This window comes from uncultured Flavobacterium sp. (assembly GCF_951805225.1).
In the GTDB taxonomy this organism is placed as follows: Bacteria; Bacteroidota; Bacteroidia; order Flavobacteriales; family Flavobacteriaceae; genus Flavobacterium.
Window position 1 is genome coordinate 3,999,278 of the sequence record NZ_OX638201.1, and the last position, 14,757, is coordinate 4,014,034.

A 14,757-nucleotide genomic window follows, 5' to 3' on the forward strand; every position below is an offset into this window, starting at 1 on the left:
TTAACGCTCTGATAACACCGACTTTAACTTTTTATCTTTTTCATAATTTATAAGATTTTCCTTATTTGCTTTAAAGTTCTTATAATGCAATCAGCAGTAACAACGCCTTTTTTATTACCTGCGCAGCTTTTTACCCGCTTCTTTGTCAACTTTACAAAAGCCATCAAAATAGATTTTACTGAGATTTTAACTGTTTTATCGTATTCTATCACTAAACCACCCAAATGTTATACTGGGCTTAAACCTATAAAGTCATAAATTTCATTCCCTACTTATGTATAGATAATCTTCTTTTGAAAACTAAAACCATAGCCCCGATAGCAGCGAAAATCCTTTTGTGCCGGGGTTCGGCACAAAAGATTGAAGTGCATAGCGGGAAATAGCTCCATATTAAAACCAAGCTTCAAAACGATCCCTTAAAAACTTCCTATATTATAGTATGATTTTACTCTTATATATAGATAGAAAACAAAAAACCCGCAAGCTGAACTTGCGGGCTATATAAGGTAGATTGAAAATCACTCAAATCGAATTGCTCTGACTGGCGAAATCTTAGTTATAATATAGGAAGGAATTAGCAATACCAAAAAGCAAACAGTAACCGTTAACACATTCAATAAAACAATGTAAGTCCAATTTAAATAAACCGGTGCCTGGTTGACGTAGTAATTTTCAGGATTAAGAGCGATTACCCCAAACTGTTGCTGGATTAACAAAAGTGATATACCTATTAAGTTACCCCAAAACAATCCGCGCATGATTAGATAAAAGGCGTTATACAGAAATATTTTTCGAACTGTCCAATTATTCGCTCCCATTGCTTTTAAAATCCCAATCATTTGCGTGCGTTCTAAAATAAGAACTAATAAAGCTACTACCATATTTATAGTCGCCACTAAAATCATTACAGCTAAAATAACTATTATATTAAAATCGAATAGCTGAAGCCAGTCAAAAATATAACTATACTTCTCAATTATTGTTTTGGTATCTAAGCTTGATGGCGTTTGATCATAAATTTGATTTCCTACTTGCTTAATACTTCCGAAGTCATTTACAAAAACCTCAAATGCACCAATCTGATCCGGACTCCATTTATTGATTCTTTGAATATGGCGAATATCTCCTATTACATATGTAGCGTCAAAATCCTGAAATCCCGAATTAAAGATACCAGCAATTTTGAATCGGCGGATATTTGGTAGTTTTCCTTGTTCTTCTTTTACGAAAAAGGTATTGAAATTGTCTCCAACTTTTAAATTCAGTCTGTTTGCAAGAAATCTCGAAATTAAAACTTCTTGATTCAGATCTTTTGAGAAATTAGGCAATTTCCCTTCAACAAGGTATTCTTTTATATTGCTCCAATCGTAATCTGCTCCGACACCTTTGAAAATAATTCCTTCAAAAGCACTTTCGGTTCTTATGATTCCGGCTTTGCTTGCGATTGCCTGAATATGTTTTACTTCGGGAACTGATTTGAAATTGGGATAAAAATCTTGTTTTTTGGAAATTGGCACTAAAGTTACTTCCGAATTATTGTTGTCGTAATTGGAAATAATTACCTGCCCATTGAAAGCAGAAACTTTATCACGTATTTTTTGCTGCAGTCCAATTCCGGTAGCAACCGAAACCAGCATCATTATAATACCAATAGCAATCGCCGAAATAGCAATTTTAATAATAGGTGATGAAATACTGCTTTTATAATCTTTTGCAGTAATTAGTCTTTTGGCTATGAAATATTCTAAATTCAAATTTTCAGTTGTCTTTTATTAATCACAATAACATTATTCAATTCTCGTAATCAAAATTACATTTAAAAAAACAAAAATGATTTGCTTCTAAAAACAATTACAAAAACTTTAATCCTTATAAAGGAAGTTTCTTTTTCATTTCTTCTACAATATTATAAGCTGCTGGACAAATAGCAACATTTTTAAGCGTAAGATCTGTTATTTGATGGAATTTTTTTCGGTCTGTGTGCGGAAATTCACGACATGCTTTTGGGCGAACATCATAAATCATACAGTAATTCTCATTATCCAGAAAAGTACATGGAACACTTTTTAAAACATAATCTTTGTCTTCATCGATTCGAAGATATTGCTCAATGAATTGCTGTGGCTTTTGTCTGAAAGATTTTGAAATTCTTTCGATATCTGCCAAAGTAAATAATGGCCCAGTTGTTTTACAACAATTGGCGCATTGCAAACAATCCGTTTTTTTAAATTCAGCATCATGCAAATCCTGCATAACATAATCCAAGTTCTTGGGTTGTTTCTTTTTCAGCTTATCAAAATACTTTTTGTTTTCGATATGCTTATCTTTGGCTAACTTATTTAAGTTATTTAAAATTTGTTTCAAGTTTAAAATTTAAAGTTGATCTGCAAAATTAAACAACTTTAAACTTGAAACCTTAAACTTTGAACTAAATTACGATGAAAGATCTATTTGGGAAGGCGATGTTCGACTTTCACACCAATAATTCGCCGGAAAACATAATTACAGAAACTTCAATTTCTGAGGAGGACGAAATGAGCGTTGATTATTTGTTCCGTTCTTATGATGAAATGCCAAAACTAGAGCAAAAAGCACTGCAATTAGCAACGGGAAAAACGTTAGATGTTGGTTGCGGAGCGGGAAGTCATAGTTTATCATTACAAAATGATCGTAATTTAGATGTAACTGCTATCGATATCTCAGAAAAAGCAATCGAAACATGTAAACTTCGTGGCGTAAAAAACACAAAAGTTCAAAATATATTAGATTTTGAAGGAGAAAAATTTGACACTATTATTCTTTTGATGAACGGAACTGGAATTTTTGGTAAACTAGAAAATTGCAATGAATTTCTAACTAAACTAAAATCTCTTTTAAATCCGGGAGGACAAATTTTACTGGACAGTTCTGACATCATCTATATGTTTGATGAAGATGAAGATGGAGGAAAATGGATTCCGTCTAATAATGATTATTATGGAGAACTTGTTTTTAATATTTCTTATAAAGGCGAAAAAGAAGAACCTTTTGATTGGCTTTATTTAGATTATAATACATTGCAAAATGCTGCAATCGCAAACGGACTTAAATGCGAACTTATTTTAGAAGGCGAGCATTATGATTATTTAGCTAAACTTTCTATTTAAAATTAAACATTGAAATCATGGAAAAATTAGATTTAGAAAAATTAAAGTATCCTATAGGGAAATTTCAAGCTCCGCAAGAATATTCTATTGAATATATTGCTGATAAAATTGCAGAAATCGAGTCTTTTCCAGAAAAATTAAAAAAAGAAACGATTCATTTAACTGATGAGCGACTAGACACACCATATCGTCCCGGCGGATGGACTGTTCGACAAGTGATTCATCATTGTGCAGAAAGTCACATGAATTGTTATATAAGATTAAAATGGGCTTTGACCGAAAATAATCCAGTGATAAAAGCGTATGATGAAGTATTGTGGTCTGAATTAAATGACAATTTAAATATGCCAATTCAACCCACTTTAACTTTATTAGAAGGTTTACATTTTAGACTTGGCTACATAATGAAAAATTTATCAGAATCGGATTTAGAAAAATCATTTATTCATCCGGAAAACAATTCGGAATATCGAATAAAACAAATCATTGGGAGTTACGCCTGGCACGGAAATCATCATTTGGCACATATTACGACTTTAAAAAAACACAAAAACTGGAAATAAACAGAAACTGTTCCTTTTTTATACAGTGTATAATTCTTTACCAAAAACGAAAAATCTCTTCAATTGAAGAGATTTTTTTATAGTCCTTAAGGAATATTTAAATATTTATGCGTTTGAAGTGAAACTCTCCACTTTGGATTATTCATTACATAATCAACAATAAGCGGTGTCATCTCTTCTTTTTTACTCCATTCTGGTTGAAGAAATAAAATTGCTTTATCATTTACAAGTTCTGCTTGTTCTTCAGCAAAAATAAAATCATGTTTGTTGTAAATTATCACTTTCAACTCATGCGCATTATCATAAACCGTTTGAGTTGGTAATTTATTTTTTTTAGGCGAAAGACAAATCCAATCCCAAGTTCCTGTTAACGGATAAGCTCCTGAGGTTTCTATATGAACTTTTAAATTTTTATTCTTTAATTGTTGCGTTAAGAATGTCATATCCCAAGTTAATGGTTCTCCACCTGTAATTACGACAGTATCAGCCGCACTTGAAGCATTTTTCACAATTAAATCAACACTTGTTGGCGGATGTAATTCAGCATTCCAACTTTCCTTCACATCACACCAGTGACAACCTACATCACAACCTCCAATTCGTATAAAGTACGCAGCAGTTCCTGTATGAAAACCTTCTCCCTGAATCGTGTAAAACTCTTCCATCAAAGGTAACATCGCTCCTTTATTAACTTCTAATTGTATTTCTTTTGATAACATTATTTTATTTTAAAGTGCAAAGATAGTCAATTAAATACGGAACAAAAAAAACCGATAGCATTGAACTATCGGTTTTAATATTTAATTAAAAGTCTTTATTTATTTTAAAGCTTTTATAGATTGTGTTGCGTAAGCATTCGCTGGATCTAAAACTAAAGTTTTATTGAAATACTCAATAGCTTTAGCTTTATCAGTGTTAGCATAACTTGCTGCAATACTATTATAAGATTCTACGATCTTTTTAACAGTTGCAGGTTTTGCAAGTTCCTCAGCTCCTTTAGCAGATGTTCTAGTGATATACTCTTGGTAGTTTTTAATGATTAAATCATCTTTCTCTAACAAGTTATTGATTCTTCCTTTGTATAAGTAAGCTTCATCGTATGTTGGAGAAGCAACCAAAACTCTGTCGAATGCAGCATCAGCTTTCGCTAAAGCAGCAGCATCAATAGCCGTTTTCTCTTTATTTGCATTTGCATAGTAAAGTGAAATACCGTAGTATACATTATCGTTTAAATAATTTTTAGATTCTGTATTAGTTGCGCTTAACTCATATAAAGCTGCAGCTTGATTGTATTGTTTTTTAGTAAACAATTCTTTTCCAAAATCTCCAAGATCTTCAACAGCTAAAGGCTCCATAGCAACTGCTTTTTTAATATCAGCTAAACCAGCTTCAAAAGCAGCAGGATCAACTACACCATCAGCAGCAGTTCCTTTTTTAATTTTAGCAAATCCTAAATACAAGTAATCTTTTGCAATTACTTTATTTGTTGGAACTTTTACGTAATCTTCTAATGATTTAATAGCAATCTCAACGTTTCCATTTTCATAAGCTGAATATCCTAAATATCTAAAAATTCTAGGATTAACTTTATCCAACTCAATCATTTTGTTAGCTTCAGCTTCAAGAGCTTTGTAGTCTTTTACTAAGATCAAGAAATCTGCGTGACGCATTCTTGAATCAATAGAACGATCAGTAAGACTTAAATATTTCTCATAGTTAGAGATTGCTTTTTGATAGTTTACTTGTTGAGTAGAAGGTTTATTTCTAGCCCATTTGTAATATGTCTCAGCTAATTCTCTGTAAACTGGTCCGTAATTTGCGTCTAAAGCGATAACCTCATTAAATGCTTTAATAGCTTCTTCATAAGATTTAGCACCTTTTAAAAGAACACCTAATTGCATTTTTGCTCTCAAAAGTGTTGGATCTGCAGTAAATGCATCACGGTAAGATTTGTAAGCATCGTTTTGATTGTTTGCTCCATGATAAGCATCTCCAATAGCCAAAAGTGCAGTAGCATTTTGAGGCTCAATTAACAAAGCTCTTTTCAAAACTGCAATAGCATTTGTGTAATCAGGATTTGTAGAATTCATGTAAGCTCTACCAATGTAAATAAATTCATTTACATCTTTACGTTTCATATCTTTTGCCGCCAAATCAAAGTTAGCTTTAGCTCCAGCTGCATTTTTAGCATCAAGATCTAACTGACCTAATCCGATATAATTTAAGTTTTTCTTATCAGCCGCTTCTAATCCATTTAAGTAATAAATTTTAGCAGAATCAACAATAGCTTGATTTAAGTAAATATTACCTAAAACAAAATTAGCTTCTCCATCAGAAGGTTTCGCTTTGATGATTGATTTTAATAATGACTTTGCTTTATCAAATTGCTCAGCATCGATTGCTTTCTTAGCTTGGTTGATATCTTGCGCTTTTGCTACAGAAGCTGAAGCAACTAAGGCAAGACTAAAAATTTTAAATTTATTCATCTTTATTGTAATTAATTTATTCTTTATCGTTTATAATTTGACTTCTAATCTTAAGTTTTCTACCTGGTGTTCTAACTGGCATTAATCCAGATTTCAAAACAATACGTTGACCAATATCTCCGGCAATGAATGAAGCAAATCCCATTCCTAAACCTGAATACCCCTGACAATTGATAATAAACAAATCACGTGCCAAAGGATATTTTTTTAATGCAATGTCACTTTGACTTGGATCATAATACTTATCATCATTTAAACCTTTTACACTTAAAACATGAATTTTTTTAATCGTCTCTACCATGTTTGCAGAAGGTTGTGACAGCCAATTTACTCCCACTACTCCAATCATCCCATCGTTTTCAGAAACAAATTTAATTACTTCATCATTGGTCTTGAAAGAAAAAACACCTTTTGTTGGTACTTCTTTTACTTTGGCAAGTTCCTTCATATAACGAACTGTACTTGAATTTGGATTATCAAAAACAAGACCTTTAATTTTTGAATCTGCCTTGCCTTGCATAAAATCAATTACAGATTTCAACGCAATTAATGTGTCATTATTGTTCTTGTTCGAAATTAAAGCAATTGCATCTGTAGCAAATGGAGTAACTCTAGGATTTACTTTACTTTTTTCAAATCTTTGCAATTCTTCTTTAGTTAAATCTCTGGTTGTAACAACCACTTTAGCTTTTTGATTTAGCAAATCATTTATAACTTCTGCTTCAGATTTTGGTTTAACAGTAATCTTAGCATCATAGTAAGTTCCTTCAAACACAGCAACCTGATCATCAACAATTGGTTTTACAGTTTCATCAACTGTAATATCCATTTTTCCTTTTAAGATCGTTTCTTTATCAGATTCATTTTTGCTTTTTTGGTTACACATGGCAAACAAAAAGACAAAAACAACTAAACCAAAAACTTTACTATACTTTAACATAATTACTCTGCGTTTGAATTAATTAATCTCAAAAAACGTATTGCCGAATATACTATCAGCAAACCTCCAAAAGCATATCTGTATTTCGGTTCCATGTCTAAAGGAAGCTTTTCCCAAAACATGATCATTAAACCTAGCACAAGATATATTAAAAAAAACAGTATTCCTAAAACAAGAAGAAATCGCTCTTTGAGCGATTTCTTCTGAATATTATTAAGCATATCTTTTAACATTATTCTGCAGATTGAATAGTAATAGGAAGAGAGTAAAGAACCCTAACTTTTTTACCATTTTGCTCGCCGGGAGTCCATTTTGGACATTTTTTAAGAACACGAATTGCTTCTGCTCCTGTACCGTAACCGATATCCCTTAAAACTTTAATGTCGGTTAATGAACCGTCTTTTTCAACTACAAACGTAACGTAAACTTTACCTTTTAAACCTTCTTCTTCCGGAGTCTTGTAATTGTTTCCTACGAATTTGTAGAATTTCTCAATTCCTCCAGGGAAGTCTGGTTTTACTTCGATACCAGCTGTGTTATATACTTGGTTATCTTCTTCTACTACTGCAGCAGTTCCAGTACCTACTGGCTCATCAACAGTTAAAACTGCATCTGGATCTCCTTTGATAGTTTCAGAACCAACTTTTTTATCTTTAAGTTCCTCAATTTTTGGAGGATCTTCAGTTACTTCATTCGCCTTAGCAACAACCGGTTTCACGAACTTCACTTGATCCACTTTTGGTGGCGGTGGTGGTGGTGGTGGTTGATTTGGCTTTACCTCTTCTTTTTTAGGAGGTAATTTTACTGTTGCAATCTTGATATCTTTATTCGCATCTTCTTCACTAGAATCTGGCAAAAAGCTTGCAATAAGAGGAGCTGCTACAGCAAAGCTAAAAATAATCGAACCAATAATAAGAGCTCTAACAGTAGTCTTATTATTCGATTTTCTTAACTCATATGCACCATATATCTTATTACGTCCTTCGAATACGATATCAAGCCACTGATTTTTAATTATATCTAATTTCATTTTTCTTGATTATTAGGATGTTAAAAACAAGATACTTCTTATTTTTTCTCTATCAATTTAGTTTCTTCTGGACTAAACTCAGGAACAATTGCATAAGTATCAACTCCCGCAATCGCCATTTCATCCAACATATCAACTAAATTACGATAAGTTGATTTTTTCGTTGGTTTGATAATAACGATAATTCCGTTTTTAGGTTTCCCTAAAGCTGTAGAATATTCTAAAACAGATTTTTTTCTTTTTAGAACTTCTCTACGGATTCCATCTTTACCATATGTAATATCTTTAGGCCCAGCAATAGGAGACGCTAATAATCCCATATAATAGATCATTTTATTGTTCTCTCCTAATATTACTGTCATCGTACGATTCTCATCTACTTTGATATCTTTATTCTTAGTAGGATCATCGTCTTTATCAGGCAACGACAAATCCATCGATTGAGGTTTTGACAACGATGTGGTTAACATAAAGAATGTGATCAATAAGAACGCCAAATCCACCATCGCCGTTAAATCGACCTTAGAATTTTGCTTTTTACTTCTTACTTTACCACCTTTTCCGCCACCACCGTCGCCGGTATTTAATTCAGCCATTTTAGTGTATCTTTTTTAATTAAAAGTCTTTTCCTCTCGTACCTGTAACTAAGTTAAAGGAATTGATTTTCTGATCTTGTAAAATATCCATAATCTTTTTGATTTGTGGATATTGTTCTTTAGCATCTCCTTTAATTGCAATCTGCAATTCTTTATCATCAAGGTCAATTGCAGCTCTTCTTGAAACTAACAACCATTCTTTTAATTGATTATCTAAAGAATCGATTGGAATTCCACTTTGATCCGCCTTAACTCTCTCAGACGCTTTCATTCCAATGATACTTTTCAATTCTGCAACTGGAACACCGAAGTCATCCATTAAAGCAAATTTAGTTTTATCATCTTCTGAAAAAGTCACACCGAATTTTGCACCCATTCCTTCAAGAGTTCTTTTACGAATCTCTCTTCCTTTGATGTCAAAAAACACTTTGCTTTTTCCGTCTGCTCCTTTACCTATTGTAATAATTGCCAAATCTGCATCTGGTAATTTAGTTTGTACAGTAGAAGAAGGCATATCTACAGGAAGTGCTTCAGGCACCTTAGCAGTAGCGGTCAAAATAAAGAACGTAAGCAAAAGGAACGCAACATCACACATGGCAGTCATATCTGTCGATGTTGACTTTTTTTTCATTTTTATTTTAGCCATTCTCTTTTATTTTTATTTTGATATAATTAATTGTAATTATTAATATCAAAAATTAATTATTGTTTCAAACTTCCTCTGAATCTTCTGTAAGTATTAACGATTGTAGTACCAGCCTCATCGATAGAGTAAGTTAAATCATCAATCTTAGCAGTAAAGAAGTTGTAAGAAACGATAGCTAAGATAGAAGTAGAGATACCTGTTGCAGTGTTGATAAGTGCCTCAGAAATACCTGTTGCAAGAGCAGCTTGGTCAGGAGTTCCAGCAGAAGCTAACGCACCAAACGCTTTAATCATACCTGATACAGTTCCTAATAATCCTCCTAAAGTTCCTAATGATACTAAAGTAGAGATAATAGTCATATTTTTTTCTAACATTGGCATTTCTAATGAAGTTGCCTCTTCGATTTCTTTGTGGATTACTTCAGAAGCTTCTTCACTGTTGAAACCTTCTTTTTTAACATCTTGATATTTAATCAAAGCAGATTTAATTGCGTTTGCAACTGAACCTTGTTGTTTGTCACATGAAGCGATAGCAGCCTCGATGTTTCCTTCTTTAATACTTCCTTGTACATTTTTCATAAATGCATCTAAGTTAGATTTACCAGCAGCTTTACCGATAACAATGAATCTTTCAATAGAAAAAACAACAACCATTAAAAACATACCTAATAATACTGGTACGATGAAACCTCCTTTATATACTTGACCTAATGTATTGATCGGATGACCTGTTTCTGGATTACCTCCCTCGAAGTTAGACGCATCTCCCATGATTACTTTCCAAATAAACACCCCAACTAAAATACACGCAACAATAATGATTCCAGTAATCATTCCTCCTCCATTTGAAGTGCTTTCTTTTTTAACTTTAACGTTTGCCATTTTTTTTAATTTTAATAGTTTTAAATAATTTTATTTTTTAGTTATATTTAACTTGTAGAGGAGCAAATTTATACGTTTAGTTTAAATAAAAAAACTTTTTTTAATTTTATTGAAGGAAATTTAACGTCAATTTAAAAAATATCTCATTAAATTGCTCACTTCATTTTTTAGATAAGACAAAAAATAGGACGATTAATGGGAAAATTACAACGTTTTAGTAAATATTCAAACATTCTTTTGATATCTTCTTAAAAAGTTGCGAAATAATTTTTTGTATTATTTTCAAACTAAAAAAGCTTTTTCTTACTAAAAAAAACAATCTAAAAATGTTAAAAAACAGAGCAATACTCTTATAATCATCTAAATTACAAATAAAAACATGAATAAAAAAGAGAATTTCATTGAAGATATAAACAAAGGGTATTTATCAAAAGGTGATAGTATTATTTTGGGAGGCGCCATTTTAGACGGAGAACCTATTGCCGAGGCACACGTCAAAATTCCCCTAAAAACCTTAAACCGCCACGGATTAATCGCAGGCGCAACCGGAACTGGGAAAACAAAAACGATACAAGTTTTTTCTGAGCAATTATCAAATGCAGGAATTCCGGTTTTAATGATGGACATAAAAGGTGACTTTAGCGGAATCGCAAAAGAAGGAAAAGAGGAAGGCTTTATTACTGAGCGACATGCAAAAATAAACATACCTTATAATGTAGCTTCTTTTCCGGTTGAACTAATGTCTTTATCCAAACAAAACGGAGTTCGTCTGCGCGCCACTGTTTCTGAATTTGGACCTGTATTATTTTCCCGAATTTTAGATTTAAACGATACTCAGGCCGGAGTTGTTTCTGTTATATTCAAATATTGTGATGACAACCAAATGCCTTTATTAGATTTAAAAGACATTAAAAAAGTCATTAATTATATTACTGAAGAAGGCAAAGATGAAATAGCTGCGAGTTATGGTAAAATTTCAACTGCAACGACCGGAACTATTTTAAGAAAGATAATCGAACTCGAACAACAAGGCGGAGATTTGTTTTTTGGAGAAACTTCTTTCGAAACTGATGACTTAATGCGTATTGACGAAAACGGAAAAGGATACGTAAATATCATTCGCTTGACGGATATTCAGGACAAACCAAAGTTATTCTCGACTTTTATGTTGAGTTTATTGGCTGAAATCTATCAAAAAATGCCCGAAAAAGGAGATGCGGAACAACCAGAATTAGTCATTTTTATTGACGAAGCACACTTGATTTTTAATGAAGCCAGCAAAGCACTTTTAGAACAAATTGAGACTATTGTAAAACTGATTCGTTCAAAAGGTGTTGGTATTTATTTTGTAACCCAAAATCCAATGGATGTTCCAAGTGGTGTTTTGGCACAATTAGGATTAAAAATTCAACACGCACTTAGAGCTTTTACAGCAAATGACAGACAAGCGATAAAGAAAACTGCAGACAATTATCCGACTTCTCAATACTATAAAACAGATGAATTGCTAACCAATTTAGGAATTGGAGAAGCTCTTGTTACAGCTTTGAACGAAAAAGGTATTCCAACGCCACTTGTAGCAACGATGATGCGTGCGCCACAAAGCCGAATGGATATTTTGACTGCTGACGAAATTGAAGCCATAAACAGCAAATCGAAGCTTGTAAAAAAATACGTTGAAGAAATAGATCGCGAAAGCGCCTATGAAATTCTAAACAAAAAAATTGCAGATGCAGTGCAAGCCAGCGCAGAGCAAGAAGAGCAAGCGCCAACAAAATCATCAAAAGCAGAACCAAGCACAGCAAGTGTTGTTGGTAAATCTGTATTGAAAGTTGTAACGAGTGCTACCTTTATAAGAGGTGTTTTTGGAGTTTTGACAAAAATATTCAAGAAATAAAAAAAACTAAACCATATAAGTGATATAAGTTCATTTAATTTATGTGTCGAATTACATCGCGTATTTAAATATCAAACCCGACAGATTTTAAAAACCTGTCGGGTTTATTATGTGTAACCGTATTAAATGAACTTATACACTTATATGGTTTAAAAAATTATGCGTTTTGTAACAATTCAAGAATCTTATTTTCGATTTCAGGAGTATTCCAGATATTTTCGATATTATCAGTTCGTAAAACCTGTTCCATAATTTCGTTTTGGAAATCTCCAATTGCCAAAGCTTCAGTATATGGACGATCACTAAAAGTCACACGACTATAAAGCGGAATCCATTTATCAGGATGTTTATCAGAGAATGCTTTTTCGATTTTCTTTTGTAATAAGAATTTCTCATCAGCGGTTTTTGTACTCATTTCCATGAAATTTCGATACGAAAGTTCTGCAATAGCATCAGCATTTGGTTTACGAGAGATTTCATATTCAGAAAAAATTTTCTTCCAATCGTTTCCGTATTTCTCAATCATTTCATTTAAAACCGTGATATCTTCGAAACCAGCATTCATTCCTTGTCCGTAAAACGGAACAATAGCGTGACAAGCATCTCCAATTAAAGCGATTTTATTTTCATATGTCCACGGAAAACATTTCATCGTTACCAAAGTACTCGTTGGATTCTTAAAGAAATCCTCTGCTAACTTCGGAATCACTTCGATAGAATCCGGGAAGTTTTTCGTAAAAAAATCTTCAACCATTTTGCGATCTGTTAAAGACGCAAATGAATTTTTCCCTTCAAAAGGCATGAATAAAGTACACGTAAAACTTCCATCTAAATTAGGAAGTGCAATTAACATATATTCGCCTCGAGGCCAAATATGAAATGAGTTTTTATCTAATTTATGAGTAGCGTCAGCATTTGCCGGAATATTCAATTCTTTATATCCCATATTCAAAAATTCCTGCGAATAATTAAACATGCTTTGACGTTGCATTCTGTGTCTGATTCTCGAAAAAGCGCCATCGGCACCAAAAACCATATCGTATTTTTTCTCCTCCCACTCGCCTCTTTCGGTTTCGCCAATATGCAAAGTCGCATCACTTAACGTTACATCCCAGATTTTTTGGTCAAACAAAAATTCGGCTCCGGCTTCTTCAGCAAGATCGATCATTTTCCGATTCAAAGTTCCCCTAGAAATCGAATAAATAGACTCGCCTTCTTGTCCGTAATTCTGAAAATTGAGTTTATCAACCAAATGAATCGCGCGTTTATCCATTGGAATTGCGATTTCGCGAACCGAATCGCCAACGCCAACAGCATCAAGAGCTTTCCAACCACGATTAGACATAGCCAGATTAATAGAACGACCCGAAAAATTAATTTTGCGAATATCAGGACTTCGATCATAAACATGAACGGTGTGACCTGCTTTTTTAAGATAAATTGCCAATAGCGATCCTACTAATCCAGAACCAACAACAGCAATTTTTAGTGAAGTTTGCATCAAGAAAAATCTAAATATAAGATCGTAAAAATAAGTAATAATTATACAAGAGCTTAAAAATAAAGGAAATATTTATGATAAATCTGGGCATGACCCGCAGAAAAAGCGGGTCGGGCTTTCGGCTATATTCCAGATTAACAAAAACTACGGCTAAAAAGCCTTGTTTTTCTAAATCGGGAGATACCGCCTTTATCCCTCATGCAACTCTTGGTTTCATAACAAATTTTGGTTTTTATTGATTTATTAGAAATCCGAAAAAGCCTACTTTCGCTTGAAACTAAAATTAATTCACCCACAGATTTAACGGATTGAACGGATTTTCACAGCTATTACTATAAAACTAAAGACGGCGTTGATTAAAAATCCGCGCTAATCTGTTCAATCCGTTAAATCTGCGGGCAATAAACGAACTACTTCACTCAAATAAATAACAATGAAAAGCGAACTATTACAATCCGACATCATTTTAGAAAACGAACGAGTTTTATTAATTCCATTCGAAAATGAAAGAAACATCGAACTCAAAGAAATTATTTTTGACGACGAAATCTGGAAATACATGGGAATATATGTAAGAAATGATTCTGACTTCGAGAATTACATCAAAAACACCTTAAAACAAAAAGCCGACGGAATATGTTATCCATTTTTAATAATTGACAAAACAACGAACAAAGTTGCAGGAAGCACGCGTTACGGTTATCTAAATCATGCAAGTCAAAAATGCGAAATTGGCTGGACTTGGTACGGAAAAGATTTCCAGGGAACAGGTTTAAATAAAGCCTGTAAATATGAATTACTAAATTTTGGTTTCGAAAAAATTCAATTCAGAAGAATACAATTCAGCGCAGATCTTGAGAACAAAAAATCACAACGAGCAATCGAAAAACTTGGTGCCGTAAAAGAAGGAATCTTTAGAAATAACTATGTCGATTCTGAAGGAAAAAGTAAAGATGACGTTTATTATAGTGTGATTTTGGAGGAATGGAAGAATACTAAAAGAGATAATTTCTCAGAGTATAGCTAAAAATACTATTTTAGTGTTGTATAAAAACAATCAATCTTTTAATA

The 14,757-nt window shown here is 32.8% G+C and carries 15 protein-coding genes; 4 read left to right on the forward strand and 11 right to left on the reverse strand.

The window, feature by feature from the left end:
• Positions 1–518: 518 nt before the first annotated feature.
• Positions 519–1,754 (reverse strand): FtsX-like permease family protein, encoded by a 1,236-nt coding sequence (locus tag WN975_RS16720; RefSeq protein ID WP_337967501.1) that lies wholly within the window; start codon positions 1,752–1,754, stop codon positions 519–521.
• Positions 1,755–1,869: 115 nt separating this feature from the next.
• Complete coding sequence (locus WN975_RS16725; protein ID WP_099709641.1) at positions 1,870–2,364, reverse strand: YkgJ family cysteine cluster protein; 495 nt, start codon at positions 2,362–2,364, stop codon at positions 1,870–1,872.
• Positions 2,365–2,438: 74 nt separating this feature from the next.
• On the opposite strand from WN975_RS16725, the gene WN975_RS16730 reads away from it, so the two are divergent.
• Positions 2,439–3,146, forward strand: coding sequence for a class I SAM-dependent methyltransferase (locus WN975_RS16730; RefSeq protein ID WP_337967502.1), 708 nt, complete (start codon positions 2,439–2,441; stop codon positions 3,144–3,146).
• Between the two features lie 17 nt (positions 3,147–3,163).
• The gene (locus tag WN975_RS16735) at positions 3,164–3,709 is read left to right on the forward strand and encodes a putative metal-dependent hydrolase (protein ID WP_337967503.1); all 546 of its coding nucleotides are present in this window, start codon (positions 3,164–3,166) and stop codon (positions 3,707–3,709) included.
• A gap of 86 nt (positions 3,710–3,795) precedes the next feature.
• Here the strand turns inward: WN975_RS16735 and WN975_RS16740 are convergent, their stop codons facing one another.
• From WN975_RS16740 to WN975_RS16775, 8 genes are all read right to left on the reverse strand, one after another.
• Positions 3,796–4,428, reverse strand: coding sequence for a 7-carboxy-7-deazaguanine synthase QueE (locus WN975_RS16740; RefSeq protein ID WP_099709644.1), 633 nt, complete (start codon positions 4,426–4,428; stop codon positions 3,796–3,798).
• 99 nt (positions 4,429–4,527) lie between these two features.
• Positions 4,528–6,195 (reverse strand): tetratricopeptide repeat protein, encoded by a 1,668-nt coding sequence (locus WN975_RS16745; protein WP_337967504.1) that lies wholly within the window; start codon positions 6,193–6,195, stop codon positions 4,528–4,530.
• 16 nt (positions 6,196–6,211) lie between these two features.
• Entirely contained in the window at positions 6,212–7,135 is a 924-nt protein-coding gene (locus WN975_RS16750) for a substrate-binding domain-containing protein (protein WP_337967505.1), read from the reverse strand.
• A 2-nt stretch (positions 7,136–7,137) separates the two neighbouring features.
• Positions 7,138–7,368 (reverse strand): hypothetical protein, encoded by a 231-nt coding sequence (locus WN975_RS16755; protein WP_089054243.1) that lies wholly within the window; start codon positions 7,366–7,368, stop codon positions 7,138–7,140.
• Entirely contained in the window at positions 7,368–8,165 is a 798-nt protein-coding gene (locus tag WN975_RS16760; RefSeq protein ID WP_337967506.1) for an energy transducer TonB, read from the reverse strand. The genes WN975_RS16755 and WN975_RS16760 overlap by 1 nt, the downstream gene beginning before the upstream one ends.
• 38 nt (positions 8,166–8,203) lie before the next feature.
• Positions 8,204–8,761 (reverse strand): biopolymer transporter ExbD, encoded by a 558-nt coding sequence (locus tag WN975_RS16765; RefSeq protein WP_337967507.1) that lies wholly within the window; start codon positions 8,759–8,761, stop codon positions 8,204–8,206.
• A 19-nt stretch (positions 8,762–8,780) separates the two neighbouring features.
• Entirely contained in the window at positions 8,781–9,407 is a 627-nt protein-coding gene (locus tag WN975_RS16770) for a biopolymer transporter ExbD (protein WP_337967508.1), read from the reverse strand.
• Positions 9,408–9,463: 56 nt separating this feature from the next.
• Positions 9,464–10,288, reverse strand: coding sequence for a MotA/TolQ/ExbB proton channel family protein (locus WN975_RS16775; protein WP_099709650.1), 825 nt, complete (start codon positions 10,286–10,288; stop codon positions 9,464–9,466).
• A 379-nt stretch (positions 10,289–10,667) separates the two neighbouring features.
• Between WN975_RS16775 and WN975_RS16780 the strand changes: the two genes are divergently transcribed.
• Positions 10,668–12,185, forward strand: coding sequence for a DUF853 family protein (locus tag WN975_RS16780; protein WP_337967509.1), 1,518 nt, complete (start codon positions 10,668–10,670; stop codon positions 12,183–12,185).
• Between the two features lie 157 nt (positions 12,186–12,342).
• Here the strand turns inward: WN975_RS16780 and WN975_RS16785 are convergent, their stop codons facing one another.
• Positions 12,343–13,686 (reverse strand): NAD(P)/FAD-dependent oxidoreductase, encoded by a 1,344-nt coding sequence (locus WN975_RS16785; protein ID WP_337967510.1) that lies wholly within the window; start codon positions 13,684–13,686, stop codon positions 12,343–12,345.
• Between the two features lie 433 nt (positions 13,687–14,119).
• On the opposite strand from WN975_RS16785, the gene WN975_RS16790 reads away from it, so the two are divergent.
• Complete coding sequence (locus tag WN975_RS16790) at positions 14,120–14,713, forward strand: GNAT family protein (protein WP_337967511.1); 594 nt, start codon at positions 14,120–14,122, stop codon at positions 14,711–14,713.
• Positions 14,714–14,757 lie beyond the last annotated feature (44 nt).

Bases quoted from the DNA above. Each gene is read 5' to 3' on its own strand.
- WN975_RS16730 (WP_337967502.1), top strand. From the start codon at position 2,439: ATGAAAGATCTATTTGGGAAGGCGATGTTCGACTTTCACACCAATAAT.
- WN975_RS16735 (WP_337967503.1), top strand. From the start codon at position 3,164: ATGGAAAAATTAGATTTAGAAAAATTAAAGTATCCTATAGGGAAATTT.
- WN975_RS16740 (WP_099709644.1), bottom strand. From the start codon at position 4,428: ATGTTATCAAAAGAAATACAATTAGAAGTTAATAAAGGAGCGATGTTA.
- WN975_RS16745 (WP_337967504.1), bottom strand. From the start codon at position 6,195: ATGAATAAATTTAAAATTTTTAGTCTTGCCTTAGTTGCTTCAGCTTCT.
- WN975_RS16750 (WP_337967505.1), bottom strand. From the start codon at position 7,135: ATGTTAAAGTATAGTAAAGTTTTTGGTTTAGTTGTTTTTGTCTTTTTG.
- WN975_RS16755 (WP_089054243.1), bottom strand. From the start codon at position 7,368: ATGTTAAAAGATATGCTTAATAATATTCAGAAGAAATCGCTCAAAGAG.
- WN975_RS16760 (WP_337967506.1), bottom strand. From the start codon at position 8,165: ATGAAATTAGATATAATTAAAAATCAGTGGCTTGATATCGTATTCGAA.
- WN975_RS16765 (WP_337967507.1), bottom strand. From the start codon at position 8,761: ATGGCTGAATTAAATACCGGCGACGGTGGTGGCGGAAAAGGTGGTAAA.
- WN975_RS16770 (WP_337967508.1), bottom strand. From the start codon at position 9,407: ATGGCTAAAATAAAAATGAAAAAAAAGTCAACATCGACAGATATGACT.
- WN975_RS16775 (WP_099709650.1), bottom strand. From the start codon at position 10,288: ATGGCAAACGTTAAAGTTAAAAAAGAAAGCACTTCAAATGGAGGAGGA.
- WN975_RS16780 (WP_337967509.1), top strand. From the start codon at position 10,668: ATGAATAAAAAAGAGAATTTCATTGAAGATATAAACAAAGGGTATTTA.
- WN975_RS16785 (WP_337967510.1), bottom strand. From the start codon at position 13,686: ATGCAAACTTCACTAAAAATTGCTGTTGTTGGTTCTGGATTAGTAGGA.
- WN975_RS16790 (WP_337967511.1), top strand. From the start codon at position 14,120: ATGAAAAGCGAACTATTACAATCCGACATCATTTTAGAAAACGAACGA.